We start from the raw sequence: 16646 nt of genomic DNA, 5'->3' as shown, positions 1-16646 counted from the left end.
GTTGTTTGCTGTGTGTAAGGTCGATCTGATCGATACCTTTTGAGCAGTGTGAGCCTTGAGATATCGGGTGAAACATCGCCATATCTTGGCGAACCCAAACACCATCTTGTACCTCAGCCTCGATACCACAGCCTGCTGAGCATATAGAACAAATAGTTCTAACCTTTTTTGAGCCAGGGAAAGGATCTTTTATCTCCTCTGCGCTAGCGTGTCTTATCGTATCATTTTGTCCAAAAGCCATTGTGGTGCCAGCACCTAGTGCGGCTAGCTTTAAAAATGAACGTCTTCCTATACGTGCATCACTCATGGTTTTCTCCCTTAGTATGCGATTTTATAGTAGGTTTCCCAATTTTTGCTTTTTTTATAAAGCACCTCTTTTTTGTTAGACTTGCCTACGACAACGCCATTGTCATCAGGAGCCAAGTCATCACTAGTCACTTTTGCTACGGCTGAGACTGCGAGTACTCCGCTGGCAGCACCGACTTTTAGAGATTTTTTGAGAAAATCTCTTCTTGATCCTTGCATTTTTTCTCCTTATGCCTCAAAAATTTTTGAGAAATTTGGTTCAATAATATGTAAAATTTGCATATTTAGAATTTCTAAAATATCGCAAACAGCCTATTTAAGGGTATTTTAGCACCCTAAAGTTAAACTATGTAAATTTAGCATATTTCTAAGTTAAGCAAAGTAAATATAAAAGTTTAATTAAGAATGTTAAGTATTTATTAAAAATATAGTTAAATATACTTTAAATTTATAAAATTTATTTGTAGTAGAAATTCTAGGGAGAGCTCCCTAGAAAATGTTATTTTAGATCGCTTTTATTTACGATAAATGGCACTGATCTAACGCCAGCTGCAAAATATTTTTTGCGCAAATTATCGATCTTTGCGACATCTTCTTTACTAACGCTCTTATCATCTACATTGTAGTCTTCAGCGTAGTATTTTCTTAAAATTTTAACCTTATCACTGTCACTCTTAGCAGCTTTTGCATCTTTGTAGATTAGTGAGCTTTTTTGAAGTGATGAGATGTCATGCACTGGAGTTAGGACGATCTCAACGTTGTTATCTTTTAGCGTTGTCTCGATCTTTGCTAGCTCAGCTCTGCAGTATGGGCACTCAGGGTCTGAAAACATTATGATAGTTGGCTTTTTAGGGTCACTACCAAGAACGATGATGTTTGCCTTGTCTTCATCTTTATAAATTTTAGAAATTCCCTTTGCGATGACCTCTTTTTTCACTTCAGCGAGGTATGATTTTTGCTCTTTTAGATCGATCACGTCCGGGAAGATGAAGTCACCTTTTGTAAAAACAATCTCATCTTGTGAGTTGCCATCTTTGCTTAATTTTACAACGACAGCTTCGATGTCGCCTGCCACTTTGTGACGATCAGCTACCTTTACTTTTACGCTGCTATCAACCATTTGAGAGTAGAAGTCCTCTATTTGCTTATCGCTTGCTGCCATTAGGCTAGTTGCCGCGATGACTGAGGCTAAGATCACTTTTTTCATTTTTATCCTTTTTAAAAATTTGGCGGATTATATTTGCTTTTTGTAAATGAATACTAACTGCGAAAAACCCTATCATTTCCCTGCTTCATTATGTCACTCTCAAGATCGAGCTGCTCAAGGTAGGCGATGATATATTTTCTACTTAAATTTAGCGCATCCTTGGCGTTTGTGACATTTACAAAGCCTTGATTTTTTATGATGGCTCGAAGCTTATCAAGGGCTAGTTTTAGCGAATTTCTAGTGATGAAAAGGTTATGCTCCAGCCTTATGACCCTGCCCATTGCGGTTAGCTTTTTAAGGGCATTGTCACCACTAACCCTATCGATCTCTAAATCATCATATATATTATATGGCGCCGTAGGAGCAAGCTTGCCACTTTCTAAAATTTCATAAATTTTCTCTTCAAGCCTTACTTTTAGCTTGCTAAGATCAACGCCTTTTTTGGTATAGACACCGCTATCTTTGGCGATTAAATTTGCACTTTCAAGCTCATCAAGCGCTTTTTGGGCTAAATTTTGGCTAGCCCAAGCAAGTTTTAGGCTGATACTTTGAGCTGAAAAGACAGCAAATTCGTTCTTTTCTATCATAAATTTAATGGCTGATTTTATCCGCTCAACCGCGCTTAGATCATAGATATTTAAAGCCTTTTCATCGACAAAGACGTTTGAGACTTTTTTAGCCACGGCTACGGCTTCTTCGTGATTTAGACCAAATCTTTGATAAGAAGAGATGATGCCAAAGCCATTTTTGTGAGCCTCTTTTAAGATAGAAAAAGCTTCAACAAAATCATGCTTTAAAAGCGAGGCTAAAAAGAGAATTTTGCCAGCCTTTTTTAGTGGCTCAAGCACAGGATTTAGCACTCTGCCACCACCTATCACGCGCGCATCTGAGATGAGAACAAAGGCCTCATCAAATTTCAAAAACATATCGCTTTGAAATTTAAATGTTACAAAGTAGCTATCATCTTTTTGGCTAAGTATTAGCACCTTTGCGGGCACGTTTTTAGCGCCCACGCAAAAAGTCACGCTTTGAGAGTGGATGAGATTTTTAGCAGTCACGACCGCATCAACCTCTCTAAATCCCCTAAAAAAGCCCTTTTTGCTAAGTAGCTGACCCTTTTTTAGCTCACTAAGCTCTATGCCAGTTAGATTAAGCGCCACGCGGCTGCTAACTCCGGCGCTATCAACGAATTTATCGTGGCTTTGCACGCTTCTTACTAGCACCTCTTTGCCAGCGTCGTAGTTAAAAAGCTTCTCGTTTTTACTAACGCTTCCCTCTATAACGGTGCCAGTTACGACATTTCCGATACCTTTTAGACTAAAAACCCTATCGATATAGTATCTAAAAACGCCATCCTCATCGCGCTTTTTGGCTCTTAGCGTAAAGAGGTAGTTTCTAAGCTCATCGATGCTCGCCTTATCCTTTATACTAACGGCAAAAATTTCTAAAATTTGCAGATTTTTAAATTTAGAAATTTCATCTCTTATCTCTTTTTTTCTTAAATTTATGGTCGCTTCATCGACCAAATCGCACTTTGTAAGCGCCACGATCACAGATTTCACGCCAAGGAGATTTAAAATTTCAAGGTGCTCCAAGCTTTGGGGCATAAGCCCGTCATTTGCCGCCACCACAAACAAGCACGCGTCAAAGCCATACGCGCCACTTATCATCGTTTTTATGAGATTTTCATGCCCTGGCACATCGATAAATGCGATATTTTCGCTATTTTTGCTTAAATTTGAAAAACTTAGATCGATCGTTATGCCACGCTTTTTCTCCTCTTCAAGATTGTCCCCCTCAAAGCCGTTTAGCTCCTTTATAAGCGCGGTTTTGCCGTGGTCGATATGCCCTGCTGTTCCTATTATTAAACTCATTTTTCTTCCGTTTCATTTATTATTTTTATTAGCACTTCTACGTCCTCATCAAGAAGCGATCTAAGATCGAGCATAAATTTGTCATTTTCTATGCGGCCGATCACATTTTTTTGCCTAAATTTAAGCTCGTTTAAATTTGCCTCTCCACTAAATGCAAGTGCCACGCTTGGCAGCTTTTTATTTGGCATAGCACCGCCCCCTACAAAGGTAGATGTGCGCACTATCTCAAGCGGATTTTTTAAATTTTTATTTATAAAATTTGCTAAGCCTTCAAGCTCTTTTACACTTTTGTGAAGCAGTTTTTGCGTTGTGATTAGCTCAAATTCTTTGTTTAGATAGGCTTTTATGCTCTCAGCCAAAAGCGAGATGATCACTTTATCGACGCGAAGCATCCTTAAAAGCTGGTTTTTCCTGAGCTTTGCGATGAGCTCTTTTTTGCCGACTATTATGCCACACTGCACCGCACCAAGCAGCTTATCACCGCTAAAGCTAACTAGCGAAACATCTTTTAAATTTTTTAGATCTGGCTCGTTTTTGTCTAAGTTAAAGGGCAAATTTCCGTAAAATCCACTGCCAAGATCAAAATAATCTATCAAATTTCGCCTGCTTGCTAGCTCGCTAAGCTCATTTGCCGTAGTCTCTTCGCTAAAGCCAACGATGTCAAAATTTGATCTATGAACCTTTACAAGCATCGCCGTCTCTTCGCTGATCGCCTCTTCGTAGTCTTTTAGCCTAGTTTTGTTTGTCGTGCCGACCTCTTTTAGGATGCAGCCTGCGTTTGCCATCACCTCTGGCACTCTAAAACTGCCGCCGATCTCGACTAGCTCGCCCCTGCTAACGACCACCTCCCTGCCCTTTGCAAAGGTGTTTAGCACCAAAAATACAGCGCTTGCGTTGTTATTTACAACGATGGCGTCCTCAAAACCAAAGGCCCTTGCTATTAGCGAGCCAACGTAGTCATATCTGTTGCCGCGGCTGCCTGTTTTTAGGTTGTATTCAAGGTTTGAATACCCAGTGATGACAGGCGTTGCCCGCTTTAAAATTTCTTTATCTATAACGCTTCTAGCGAGGTTTGTATGTATGGCAACGCCGGTTAAATTTAGCACCCTTTGAAGGCTTGCTTCGTTAAATTTATCATACTCATCTAGGATCAAATTTATTATCTCTTCGCTCTCAAAGCTAGCATTTTCATTTAAAATTTTAGCCCTAACCTCATCTAAAATTTGCCTTGCAAGCATAGTGACTAAACTCGTGTCAAGCCCCAAAAATGCTTCGTTTTTTATGATCTTATCAACTTGTGGGATATTTCTTAAATTGTTCAATTTGCGCTCCTAGTAAGTTAGTTTTACCAAGGCGTGATTTTAACATAAAAATATTATAAATTAAAACTTAGAGCAAAAAAAGAGGATATAAATTTCAGAGTCTATTAATCCCATTAATATTAGAATAAGCCCGTTTTTGATAATAGGAGAAACAATGAAAGAATTTGGCTTTTATAACGATTTTGACGATGCTTTGATGCTAAATGAGCAGATAGAGATCAACAACGAAAATGGCGACTATCTAGTCTCAAACTCTCCAAAGCTAAAAGCAAACATCATCGCACCTGAGATAAATTTCTACCTTAAAAATACCACTGCAAGCGTCTTAGAAAAAGCCAAAAACACCCTTTTACTCTACGAGGCAAGAGCTAGCGCTTTTGATATGGCAAAGGATGTGGATTACGAAAAAGAGGTCGGCAAAAATATCGTCATTGTAAGCAACTCAGGCCGAGCAGAGCTAGCAAATTTACTAAAAGAAAATGGCTACAAAGTGATAGAGCTTACGCATTTTGAGGTTAAATTTATATACGGCGCAGCTGGCGAGCTAAGCGTTTTGGTGCTTAGAGCTGATGATGAGTTTGAGGTTGATTGCGACTTTTTCTTGGTTGAAAACGCAAGGGACTATATGCTAAAACAAAGCGGCTGCTACGAAATTTCAGGGCTAAAAGATGAAAAAGTGGTTGAAATTTTAAATGCAAAAAGCCCAAAATTTAGATATAAAAGCTTTACGCAGTACGACTCATCAATCTGCCAGTATCACGAGCGCAGGACTGAAATTTGCGGTCGTTGCGCCGAAGTTTGCCCAACGGTTGCCATCCTAAAAGAGGACGAGACAAAGCACCTCGTCTTTTCAGCGATAGATTGCACAAACTGTGGAAACTGCATCAGCGTCTGCCCTAGCGGCTCGCTAGACTCAACACTCATGCCTCAAAGCTCATTTGCCACTATCGCTAAGCTTTACAAAGATAAGATCGCTCTCATCGTATCTGAAGAGATAAATTTAGAAGAGCTTAGCATTAGCCTACCGCAAAATGTCCTACCTTTTGTCATCCTAGCCCCACATCTGCTAAGCCAAACGCACTTTTTGACGCTTCTTCAAGAAAGTGGCGCGAGTGTGATTTTATATAGCAAGAGCCTTGGCAAGGGCGAAAAGGACGCCATTAGTATAGTAAATCAAATTTATGAGCTTAAATTTAAAGAGCAAGCGATACATCACGCAAAAGACAAGGCTGAGCTTGAAATCGCACTTAAAAAAGCAAAACTAATAGCTGGCTCTCAACACTCAATTAACGAATATGCGCTGCCAAAGAGAGAAATTTTTGCCAAAAGGCTTGAGTTTATCGTAGGTAGCGATGATCTTGGCGTGGTAAAAAGTGGCGAGATGATAAGATACGGCGAGGTTAAGATAAACGCTGAAACTTGCACGCTCTGCCTTAGCTGTGTCGGCGCTTGTAACGTAAGCGCCTTGGTGGCTGATAAGAAGACAAATTCGATTTTATTTAACCCAAGCGTTTGCACCGCCTGTGGCTACTGTGAGCTAAGCTGCGCTGAGAAAAACACCATCTCGCTTGAGGTCGGTAAACTTGCACTTAAGCCTGAGAGCTTCGTTTATAGCGAGCTTGCGCATGATGAGCTCTTTGCCTGCGTGGAGTGCGGAAAAGAGTTTGCGACTAAAAAAGCAGTCGAGAAGATCGCAGCGATCATGCAGCCACGTTTTGGCAACGACAGAGCCAAGATAAAAGCTCTTTACTGCTGTGCCGACTGCAAGGCAAAGATCATGGTGCAAGCCCAACTAAACGCGATGAGAGAGGATTTATTAAATGGATAAGAACATCACAAAAGCAAGGGCATATTTTTACGAATTTTTAGCTTATCCGCTATTTTTTCACACGAGTGATGAGAAATTTGCAAGGTGGAGAGAGCAGCTAAGCTACCTAGCGCAAAATCCTTTGAGCGAGCAAAGCGCAGAGGCATTTGCAAATTTAGAAAAATTTAGCTTTAAAGAGCTTGTAAATGAGCAAAATGAGGTTCTTTTTGGCTTTACAAATATCCCTTTAAGCGCCTCATTTTATGAAGAGGGCAGAGACAACGGAGCTGCTAGACTTAGGGTGATCCACTGCCTAAACCTTAGCCCATATAGGCGTGATAAGGAGCTTTGCAAAGACAGCGAGGACTACGTTGGCTTTATATTTTTGGCGATGGCGACGTTTTTAAATGACGAATTTAATGGCGCAAAAAATATCAGCGACAAGCTTTTTATCGAGACTTTAAATTTATTTATAGATGAGTTTGGCTCGCTACTTTTGGCTCATAAAAATGCAAATTTCTTCCACTCCTATGCGATCATCTTGCAAGACTTCATCGAGCTTGAAAGAGCTGTTTTAAGCCTAGAGGCACCAGCCAAGCCACAAGGCGATAGCGTCGCGGTTACTGCGCTTAAAAAAGAGCCTTATCAAAGCAAGATGCCGACCTTTAAAACAAAACTTCACTGGGAGGAATTCTCCCCAGTCATCTCACACGAGTTTAAAGACTAAAATGGTTAAATTTGCTCTTACTCGAGCTAGGAGTAAATTTAACATCCGCTTAAATCCCGCAACTATTCTTGATATTTTTTAACTATCTTAGCCCTTTGGTAGTAAATTTCTTTAAATTTTTACAAAGGATTTACAATGGTAATGACACACTACATGGAGCTTTTATCGCTAGATCAACCTTACAATCTAATCCTCTATATGGTGATACCTATGGGGCTTGCTGAGCTTTTGGTGGCGATGGAGTTTTTTACGATGTATCACATGGATAGCGGCAAAAATGCTGGCTTTAAAGCTATTAGCAAATTTGTTGGCATAGTGCTTGGGGTCTATTTTACAGCTCTTGTGATCTATTTTATGGCAAAAATTTATCCAACCATAAAATGGCGCGGATATGCCGATGTCATCGCTATTTACTCATATCTCATCGGCGTCATCCCACTTCTTGGCATCGCGCTTTTAGAGCTAAATTTGATCTACAAAAACGCAAGCGAAAAGGCAAAGCTAAAGCTTCACTTTTGCCTACTCATATTTGCCTTGATCGTCGCACACGTCGCTATGATATTTGGCATGGTTGATCCTACCATAACAGGCTACAAGGCTGAAAATGGAGCAATGGATATGCAGATGAACATGCCAATGAACATGCCAGCAGATATGCCAATGCACGATCACCACATGATGATGCAAAATATGAGTGATGATAACTCAACTAATATGCACATGCATCACTAAATTTAAAGGCTCTTTAGCGCCTGCCAAAAAACTTTTGCTCTAAATTTCTAAATTTACTCTTTAGAGCTAGCTAGCAAGATCTCTCTAGGTCTTGCTTCAAGCTCTTTTACCTGCGTATCTTTGGGATTTAGAGCGATCTTTTTAAATTTCTCCAGCCTGCTATCAAGCCCACCTTGACCACTCACACTTTTAACGACCTCATTGAAGTTATCATTTACCGATCTCACCGAGTTTCCAAGCCTATTTAGCTTATCAGCGACGGTACAAAATTTCTCATAAATTTCATTTGCACTCTTTAATATCTCTTTTGCCTCTTTGTTGCCATTTTCCATGCGCCACAAATTTGCCACCACACGAAGTAGCGGCATGAGCGTCGTGTGCGAGACTAGCACCACTTTTTTCTCGTAGCCGTAGTTAAATAAATTTGGATCAAATTTCAAAGCCTCCAAAAATGCCGGCTCAACTGGCACAAACATCAGCACAAAATCAGGGCTTTTCACAAGCGATGAGTAGTCTTTTTTAGCTAGCTCGTCGATGTGTTTTTTTATCGAAGCGATGTGCTCGCTAAGGGCTAGCTTGCTCTGCGCCTGGTCAGCTGCCGCGACTGCTTTTTCATAGGCGTGGAGTGAGACTTTGCTGTCTATTATCATCTGTTTGTCGTCTGGGAAATTTATGACAAAGTCAGGTATGAGCTTCTTGCCGCTCACGTCAAAACTCTCTTGCGTCACGTAGTGCGTGCCCTTTTCTAGCCCAGCAGCCTCCAGTGTGCGCTCAAGCTGCATCTCGCCCCAGTTGCCAAGGACTTTGTTGCTGCCTTTTAGCGCCGTGCTTAGCGAGTTTGCCTCTTTTGACATATTTTTGCCAAGCTCGACCACCTCTTTTAGCTGCGCACTAAGCTCGCCTGCGCTCTTTTGCGAGTCGCTGTGGGCGTCATTTACCCTCTTTTCAAAGCTTGTTATCTTCTCCCCAAGTGGTGTTAGCAAGAGCTCAAGCGACTCTTTGCTATTTTTTGAGAAATTTGCACTTTTTTCTTCAAATATCTTATTTGCAAGGTTTGCAAACTCTAAATTAAGCTCGTTTTTCACCTTGTTTAAATTTTCTTCTTGCGATCTTAGAATGTTTTCTTTGGCCTCGATCTCGCTTTTTAGAGCGACGATAGCGCGTTTTAGCTCGTTTTCACTCTCGTTTGATCTTTTTAGCTCATCCTCTTTTGCGCTAAGCTCGCTTTGTAAATTTAAAGATAGCGACTTTGCCATCTCAGCCATCTTTGTCTGACTGCCAAGCTCCTCATTTAGACGCCTTAGCTCGCGCTCTAGCTCGTCCTCTTTTTCGTCTTTTTGCTTGAGTGAAATTTTATACTCGTCTAAATTTTTAGCTAGCTCATCTATCTTGTCGCTACTTGCTTCAAGCTTCGCTCTTTGCTCGATATTTAGCCGCTCGCTATCTTTTAACTCATCTTGTAATTTTTCTAAAACTTCTCTTTGTTTTGCATTTTGCATCTTTGCATTTATCAAAAAAGCTACCAACACCATGCAGATAAGCGTAAGAGCTGCTACCAAAATATATAAATTTTCTATCGTTAGCACTAAAATTTCCTTTTAAATTTTGGCTTTATTATAGGTGAAATAGCTTTAAATTTAAAGGGCATTTAAGCCCTTTTGAGAGTTTATTTGTTTAGATAGGCAGCCAGCCAGCACAAAAATATAAAGACAAAGATGATGGCTGACATGATAAGTGGCGTCGTGGTCGTAAAGAGTGCTAGCATGGCTGATGAGACGATACCGCTTCCATATTGCAGTGAGCCAATGAGAGCATTTGCTCTGCCTTTCATCTCTTGAGGTGCTTGATTAAGAGCGGCTGCATTTGAGCAAGAGGCGATGATACCGTTCATACTAAAGACGAAAAACATAGGTATGATAACGCCCCAAACTCCGGCGACACCAAAAAAGGTAAGCGCTAAAAGCAAAGCCGCAGCAACAAAAGCGACTGTACTTGAGGTAATAAGAAGCGAATTTAGGCTAAATTTATTGACCAAGCTCTTGTTTAAAAAACTAAGCGCCGCCACACCAAGTATATTTACGCCAAACAAAAAGCCATAGTACTTGCTCGGTATGCCAAAATAATCTATATAAACAAATGACGATCCCGTGATAAAGGCGTATGCTGCGATGTAAAAGAAGGTTACACTTAGAGTGTATTTCATAAATTTAGCATCTTTTATAAGCACAAAATAGCTCTTAAACGAGTTTATCATCGGCTCTTTTGAGCGCTTCTGCTGTGGCAACGTCTCTGGCAAGAAGAAGATAAGGATAAACAAAAAAGCACTTGCAGCTGCCATTAGCCAAAATATCCAGTGCCAAGTGCCAATCTCTAGTAATGCGCCACCAAGCAGCGGTCCTATGATAGGAGCTGCAGCCATAATGATGACTAAGTTTGAAAGCATCTTTGCAGCTTCGCTATTTTCAAAAACATCGCTGATCATCGCACGGCTAAGCATAGGTCCCACGCACGCGCCTGTGGCTTGAAAGATACGCCAGATTATCACTTCGCTCATGCTTTGTGACATGGCACATCCGATGGAGCCAACGACAAAGAGCGCCATACCGATAAATAGCGGGAGCTTTCGCCCTATCCTGTCGCTAATGGGCCCCCAAATGAGCTGTGCGATAGCAAAACCGATCAAAAAGCCAGTGCTCCGCATCGCCATGAAGCTGTCGCTCCATCGTAGGCATGGCAGGCAGATAGACATCCGTTGATAGCGAGGTGCAGGCCATTAGACCGCTTAGGATGACTAAAAACCAGATAGATGTTTTTGTTGATTGCAAGATTTCCCCTTTTTTAGCTGCGATTAAGATTTCGTAGATATAGCATAAATTTATAAATTTACAGCAACAAGCGCCCAAAACTAGCTTTGGGCGTAAATTTAGAAAATTTGCTTTGGTGGAGTGAGGTAAATTTATCAAGGTTTTGTTTGGCAAAGAGGTTTAAAATTAAAGGCAAAAATTAGGCGAGGTGATTTTTATCTAGACGAGATGGTTTTAAATTTTGAGGCAAGAGCTGCCAATCTGGTAATGACCAAACAAAATAAAATTTAATAAAACTCAGGCGAAGTTTTTTTCGCTTAGACGAGTCGAAATTCGATTTTTAAGCGGAGCGTGTTATTAAAATTTAAATGTCACAAAGTCTCTGATGAAGTATCGTGAGATGGATTTTGGGGTTGCAAAGAAATTTTCATCCCAAGACTAGACATATAGTCTTTCAAGATATTAAATTTAATAAATTTAGGTGCAGGATTTTTCGCTTAGACAAGGCGGTTTTAAATTTTGTGACGGGAGTTACCGAGTGGGTAATGACCGAGCAAAATTTAAAACCAACGAAGTATAAGTAGAAAAAGACAAGCCTAATAAGTCTAAATTTTAAACTTCGTATCTCTCTCCTGGTTTCATTTCGATTACCTCCCACGGCAACCCCTGCTTATTTAGCTCGTCCATGAAAGGTTTTGCGTCGAAATTCTCCATGTTAAAGACACCTTTTCCGCTCCAGATGCCTTTTGCCACCATCATCGAGCCGATCATCGCTGGCACGCCTGTGGTGTAGCTAACAGCCTGCGCGCCTGTCTCGGCGTAGCAAGCCTCGTGGTCGCATACGTTGTAGATATAGACTTGGCGCTCTTTGCCATCTTTTAGCCCACGTATCACGCAGCCGATGTTTGTTTTGCCTTTTGTGCGAGGACCAAGGCTTGCAGGATCAGGTAGAAGCGTCTTTAAAAACTGGATCGGCACGATTTTCATGCCGTTATGCTCGACCTCGTCTATGCGGAGCATTCCCACGTTTTCTAGGCACTTCATGTGGGTTAGGTAGCTTTGTCCAAAGGTCATGAAAAAGCGAATTCTCTTTAGTCCTTTGATGTTTTTTACTAAGCTTTCTAGCTCCTCGTGATAGAGCAGATAGCTATCTTTGACGCCAACTTTTGGGTAGTCCCACTTAAACATGATCTCCATAGGCTTTGTCTCGATCCACTTGCCAGCCTCCCAGTAGCGGCCATTTGCGCTAACTTCGCGTAAATTTATCTCTGGGTTGAAATTTGTCGCAAATGGATATCCGTGATCGCCAGCGTTGCAGTCTAGGATGTCGATCTCGTGGATCTCGTCAAATAAATTTTGCTGTGCATAGGCGCAAAATACGTTTGTCACGCCCGGGTCAAAGCCAGAGCCAAGAAGCGCCATGGTGCCAGCGTTTTTGAAGTCACCATCCTTCGCCCACTGAAGCTTATACTCAAATTTTGCGGTGTCTGGGTGCTCGTAGTTTGCGGTGTCGATGTAAGGTATGCCAGCCTTTACACAAGCGTCCATAAGGGTTAGGTCTTGATACGGCAGCGCGACATTTAGTAGCAGATCAGCCTTTGTTTGTTTGATGAGCTCCACTACGGCCGCTGTGTCGTCAGCGTCGATCTGCGCGGTGTTTATCTGCACGCCAAGGCGATCTTTTATAAATTTAGCGATCGCGTCGCACTTGCTTTTTGTGCGGCTTGCTAGGGTGATATTTGTAAAAACGTCCGAGTTCATCGCACATTTTACGGTTGCGACTTGGCTAACGCCACCTGCTCCGATGATTAAGATATTTGACATTTTTGGCTCCTTAAAATTTTAGTGATTTTAGCAAAGTTAATATAAATTTCTAGCTTCAAAAGGTAAAATGAGCCAAATTTTAAAGGTAAAAAGATGAATAAAATTTTGCCATTTTTAGTGCCTATTTGCCTCTTTGCAAATAGCTGCGACGAGCTGGTGCAAGAGAGCGTAAATGAGTTTTATAAAAGTGATAGAAATTTAGCTCGCGCTATAAATTTAGCCGAGCAAGCGACTGATGTCTGCTTAAAAGAGGACAACACCGAGCAGGCGATCACTTCGCTCATAAATGGCGCTAGCATTTGCATGGTAAATAAAGAGCCACAAAGGGCGTTAGAGCTCTCACAAAGAGCCCTAGAGCTCGCGGCAAACGTTAGCGACAAACTGCTGCTAGCTCGCTCTTATCAAAACATAGGCGCAGCAAAAAAGGCGCTAGGCAAATATGACGAAGCGCTTGCTAATTTTCAAGAAGCTCAAAAAATTTATGACGTCACGCCAAATACCCCAATGCGCGACGAGCTGCTTTGCATAAAGTCTATCGGCAGCACCTACTACATGAAAAATGACTTTGCAAAAGCCTACGAAAACCACATTTTAGCGTTAAATTTACTTGATATCACGCCAGATCTAAGTGGCAACGAGCTTGTGCGCTCAGAGCTTTTAGTAGAGCTTGCTAACGACCTAGCAAAGCTTGAAAGAAAGGACGAAGCTGCCAAAAACTACAAAAAAGTGCTTGAAATTTTAAAAGGCAAAGAGCAAAACCCTCGCGCGCTGGGTCTTTTAGAGCGAGCCAGCAAAGGACTAAAGGAGCTTAACTAAAGTTTTTCTTTAGGCTCTTTAGCACGAAATTTGCAAGCTCTAGCCCCTTTGAGCGGTGAGAAATTTTGAGCTTTGTCTCGTTATCTAGCTCGCCAAGCGTCTTTGTAAAGCCATCTGGGATAAAGAGTGCGTCGTAGCCAAAGCCGTTTGTGCCGCGCTCCTCATCTATCGCTTCGCCATACATAAAGCCATGCGTCGTGTAGTCGCCAAATTTTGAGCTAATGGCGATACAGGCGGTGTAGTGAGCTGACGAGCTCTTTAAATTTAGCGCCTTTAGCTTGCTAATTAGCTTTGCTCTGTTGTTTGCGTCATTTGCGTTTTTGCCGCACACTTTGCCATTTTCATCAAGGTCAAAGTAGCGCGCTGAGTAGATCCCTGGCTCGCTACCAAGTGCATCAACGCTGATGCCACTATCATCACTAAGTGCGATAAACTCACTATCAAGCCCTTGCTCTTTAAGCTTTGCAAAAACCGCTTTTGACTTTATGAGCGCATTTGCTTGAAAGCTGCTACCATCTTCAACGATCTCAAATGGCTTTACAACCTCGCTTAGTGCGTAAATTTCATAGCCTTTTAAAAACTCTTTTATCTCTTTTACTTTATCTAAATTTGATGTCGCAAGCACGATTTTCATCGCAAAACTCCTTGATTTTTGGGCGTATTTTACAAAAAAGTAGATTAAAATTTTTAAATTTAAATTAGTGTTAAAATGATAAACTTAGTCCTTTTAAAAACAAGGGAAAATTTATGTTAAAAAGCGTTTTGCCACTATCTTTTATCGTAGCTAGCAGATTTTTTGGGCTTTTCATAGTCCTGCCAGTTCTTAGCCTCTATGCGCTCAATTTAAGCGGCGCAAATGAGTTTTTAGTCGGGCTAATAGTAGGCGTCTATGCGATCTCACAGATGATATTTCAAGTGCCCTTCGGCGCTCTTTCAGACAAGATCGGCCGCAAAAAAGCCCTAACCATCGGCCTTTTGATCTTTGTGGCTGGCTCTATCGTCTGCGCGCTGGCAAGTGAAATTTACACGATGCTTTTTGGTAGATTTTTACAAGGCGTGGGAGCTGTGGGAGCTGTGGCAACAGCGATGATAAGCGACTTTGTGGCTGAAGAAAACCGCTCAAAAGCCATGGCGATAATGGGCGCTTTTATAGGGCTTAGCTTCACGCTTTCGATGGTGCTTGGACCGCTTCTTGCCAAGGACTACGGGCTTTCAAGCCTATTTTATCTAAGTGCCGCTCTTAGCTTGCTTTGCGTCGTGCTACTCTACACCGTCGTGCCAAAAGAGATAAAAGTGAGCGCAAAGGCCCAAAAGGTGCCATTTGGCAAGCTCTTTTTACAAAAAGACTACATGATCATAAATTTCACCTCTTTCATGCAAAAGATGCTCACAAGCATCGCATTTTTGGTGATCCCTATCGTTTTAGTAAAAGAGTATGGCTATGAGAGCAGCGAGCTTTACAAGGTCTATACGCTTGGCGCCGTGCTTGGCTTTTTGGCTATGGGGCTAGCTGGCGCGCTGGGCGATGGCAAGGGGCTTAGCAAGGTCATCTTGATAGCTGGCACATTGCTTTTTGCTCTAACCTACGCCATTTTTGCCTTTAGCTTTACGAAATTTATATTTGTGTTTGGCATCGCGATATTTTTTATAGGTTTCAACCTTCACGAGCCAATCATGCAATCAACCGCGACAAAATTTGTAAAGTCCTCACAAAAAGGCACCGCTCTTGGTATCTTTAACTCATTTGGCTACTTTGGAAGCTTCGTTGGGGGCGCGTTTGGCGGATACATCATGCACGCTTTTAGTTTTAAAGTGCTTGCCATCATCTGCGTGGTGCTTTGCGTGATCTGGCTTGTTTTGCTATTTAGCCTAAGCGATCCAAGAATTTTTAAAAATATCTACCTAAGCCCAGAAGCGAGCTTAAATTTAGAGCTTCTAAACAGCCAAAAAGGCGTGGTGGATTATTACAAAAATGAGAAAAATCAAGTGATCAAATTCGACTCTCGCCTAACAAGCGAGGCGGCCTTAAAAGAGAGCTTGAAGTTTTGATCTACGACGTCATCATCGTTGGTGCTGGCGCTAGCGGGCTCTTTTTAGGGGCAAATTTAAGGGGCAAAAAGGTTGCCATTTTAGAGAAAAACAGCAGCGCTGGCAAAAAGATCTTAGCAAGCGGTGGCGGCAGGTGCAACATCACAAACCGCTTTGTAAGCGCCAAAAACTACCTTGGCGAGCAAAAATTTATAGAGCAAATTTTAAAAGTACTAAGCCCTGATCAGGTTTTGAAATTTTTTAGTGAGCTTAAATTTAGTGAGCAAAAACAAAATCAATTTTTCTGCGATAGCGGTGCAAAGAGCGTTTTGAGCCTGCTTTTAAAAAGGCAAAATGCTGATATTTTTTATAACAAAGAGGTTCTTGGCACCAAAAAAATAGATGAAATTTTTGAAATTTCAACGAGAGATGAGAAATTTAGAGCTAGAAATTTGGTCATCGCAAGTGGCGGACTAAGCTACAAAGCCCTTGGCGCAAGCGATATTGGCTACAAGATAGCTAGCGAATTTGGCCTTGAGCTCTCAATGCCTGCCCCTGCTCTTGTTGGCTTTAGCGTGCAAAAAGATGAGTTTTGGTTTAAAGAGCTTAGCGGCGTTAGTCTAAGTGCGGATGTAGTGATAAATACCAAAATCGAGAGCCATAAATTTAGTGGCGATCTGCTTTTTACACATAGAGGAATAAGTGGTCCAGCGATACTAAACGCCTCACTTTTTTGGCAAAAGGGTCGAATTTGCATAAATTTTTTGCCTAAATTTAGTGAGAAAAATTTAATAAATGGCAAAAAGCAGCTTAGTTCAGTTTTGCCATTGCCAAAGAGATTTGTGCTGGAGTTTTTAAGAAATTTTGGTTTAAAAGATAGAGCTTATTATGAATTTAATGATGATGAAAAGAGTATCATAAAAAGGCTTTTTACTTATGAGTTTGCTCCAGCTGGGACATTTGGCTTTGAAAGGGCTGAAGTTACAAAAGGTGGTGTAAAAACAGAGTTTTTAGATGAAAATTTAGAGTGTAAAAGCGTAAAAGGGCTTTACTTTATAGGAGAGGTTTTAGATATCACTGGTATGCTTGGTGGATACAACTTGCATTTTGCCTTTGCAAGTGCTTTAAAGGTAGCTAGCGCTTTAAAAAATAGCTAATCAAATAGAAAAGTGAAATTTAGCTAGTGGCAGCCAAAACTG

General features: G+C 41.3%; 14 protein-coding genes and 1 pseudogene. 6 read left to right on the top strand and 9 right to left on the bottom strand.

What is annotated here, in order from left to right:
* Nucleotides 1-46: 46 nt before the first annotated feature.
* The 5 genes and pseudogenes from CCS77_RS10575 to selA all read right to left on the bottom strand — a co-directional run.
* A pseudogene (locus tag CCS77_RS10575) lies at nt 47-241 on the bottom strand (hypothetical protein); the annotation flags it as partial.
* Nucleotides 242-318: 77 nt separating this feature from the next.
* Entirely contained in the window at nt 319-525 is a 207-nt protein-coding gene (locus CCS77_RS01530; protein ID WP_004317725.1) for a twin-arginine translocation signal domain-containing protein, read from the bottom strand.
* Nucleotides 526-805: 280 nt separating this feature from the next.
* Entirely contained in the window at nt 806-1513 is a 708-nt protein-coding gene (locus CCS77_RS01525; RefSeq protein WP_107916357.1) for a thioredoxin domain-containing protein, read from the bottom strand.
* A gap of 53 nt (nt 1514-1566) precedes the next feature.
* Nucleotides 1567-3387 (bottom strand): selenocysteine-specific translation elongation factor, encoded by a 1821-nt coding sequence (gene selB / locus CCS77_RS01520; protein WP_107916356.1) that lies wholly within the window; start codon nt 3385-3387, stop codon nt 1567-1569.
* The gene (gene selA, locus CCS77_RS01515) at nt 3384-4709 is read right to left on the bottom strand and encodes an L-seryl-tRNA(Sec) selenium transferase (protein WP_107916355.1); all 1326 of its coding nucleotides are present in this window, start codon (nt 4707-4709) and stop codon (nt 3384-3386) included. The genes selB and selA overlap by 4 nt, the downstream gene beginning before the upstream one ends.
* 154 nt (nt 4710-4863) lie before the next feature.
* Between selA and CCS77_RS01510 the strand changes: the two genes are divergently transcribed.
* From CCS77_RS01510 to CCS77_RS01500, 3 genes are all read left to right on the top strand, one after another.
* Nucleotides 4864-6537 carry a 4Fe-4S dicluster domain-containing protein gene (locus tag CCS77_RS01510; RefSeq protein WP_107916354.1) on the top strand — a complete coding sequence of 558 codons (1674 nt, stop codon included), beginning with the start codon at nt 4864-4866 and terminating at the stop codon, nt 6535-6537.
* Nucleotides 6530-7243, top strand: a complete 714-nt coding sequence (locus tag CCS77_RS01505) for a TorD/DmsD family molecular chaperone (protein ID WP_107916353.1) — start codon at nt 6530-6532, stop codon at nt 7241-7243. Before CCS77_RS01510 ends, CCS77_RS01505 begins: the two co-directional genes overlap by 8 nt.
* Nucleotides 7244-7378: 135 nt before the next feature.
* Entirely contained in the window at nt 7379-7975 is a 597-nt protein-coding gene (locus CCS77_RS01500; protein ID WP_107916352.1) for a DUF6803 family protein, read from the top strand.
* A 53-nt stretch (nt 7976-8028) separates the two neighbouring features.
* Here CCS77_RS01500 and rmuC read toward each other — a convergent pair whose 3' ends face one another.
* The 3 genes from rmuC to CCS77_RS01485 form a co-directional block, all read right to left on the bottom strand.
* Nucleotides 8029-9561, bottom strand: coding sequence for a DNA recombination protein RmuC (gene rmuC, locus CCS77_RS01495; protein WP_107916351.1), 1533 nt, complete (start codon nt 9559-9561; stop codon nt 8029-8031).
* Between the two features lie 80 nt (nt 9562-9641).
* The gene (locus CCS77_RS01490; RefSeq protein ID WP_201741721.1) at nt 9642-10682 is read right to left on the bottom strand and encodes a multidrug effflux MFS transporter; all 1041 of its coding nucleotides are present in this window, start codon (nt 10680-10682) and stop codon (nt 9642-9644) included.
* A 709-nt stretch (nt 10683-11391) separates the two neighbouring features.
* Complete coding sequence (locus CCS77_RS01485; RefSeq protein ID WP_103581806.1) at nt 11392-12603, bottom strand: saccharopine dehydrogenase family protein; 1212 nt, start codon at nt 12601-12603, stop codon at nt 11392-11394.
* Between the two features lie 93 nt (nt 12604-12696).
* Between CCS77_RS01485 and CCS77_RS01480 the strand changes: the two genes are divergently transcribed.
* Nucleotides 12697-13419, top strand: a complete 723-nt coding sequence (locus CCS77_RS01480; RefSeq protein WP_107916350.1) for a tetratricopeptide repeat protein — start codon at nt 12697-12699, stop codon at nt 13417-13419.
* On the opposite strand, the gene CCS77_RS01475 is transcribed toward CCS77_RS01480, so the two are convergent.
* Nucleotides 13412-14053, bottom strand: a complete 642-nt coding sequence (locus CCS77_RS01475; protein ID WP_107714305.1) for a non-canonical purine NTP pyrophosphatase — start codon at nt 14051-14053, stop codon at nt 13412-13414. The genes CCS77_RS01480 and CCS77_RS01475 overlap by 8 nt on opposite strands.
* Before the next feature lie 113 nt (nt 14054-14166).
* Here CCS77_RS01475 and CCS77_RS01470 point away from each other — a divergent pair, with 113 nt between their 5' ends.
* Both CCS77_RS01470 and CCS77_RS01465 read left to right on the top strand, forming a co-directional pair.
* Complete coding sequence (locus CCS77_RS01470) at nt 14167-15468, top strand: MFS transporter (RefSeq protein ID WP_107916349.1); 1302 nt, start codon at nt 14167-14169, stop codon at nt 15466-15468.
* Complete coding sequence (locus CCS77_RS01465; protein WP_107916348.1) at nt 15465-16604, top strand: NAD(P)/FAD-dependent oxidoreductase; 1140 nt, start codon at nt 15465-15467, stop codon at nt 16602-16604. Before CCS77_RS01470 ends, CCS77_RS01465 begins: the two co-directional genes overlap by 4 nt.
* The last annotated feature ends 42 nt before the right edge of the window (nt 16605-16646 follow it).

The sequence above is a fragment of the Campylobacter concisus genome (assembly GCF_003048375.1).
Classification (GTDB): domain Bacteria; phylum Campylobacterota; class Campylobacteria; order Campylobacterales; family Campylobacteraceae; genus Campylobacter_A; species Campylobacter_A concisus_T.
The sequence above is the reverse complement of the archived record's forward strand: the minus strand, read 5'-3'. Positions and strand labels throughout refer to the sequence as shown.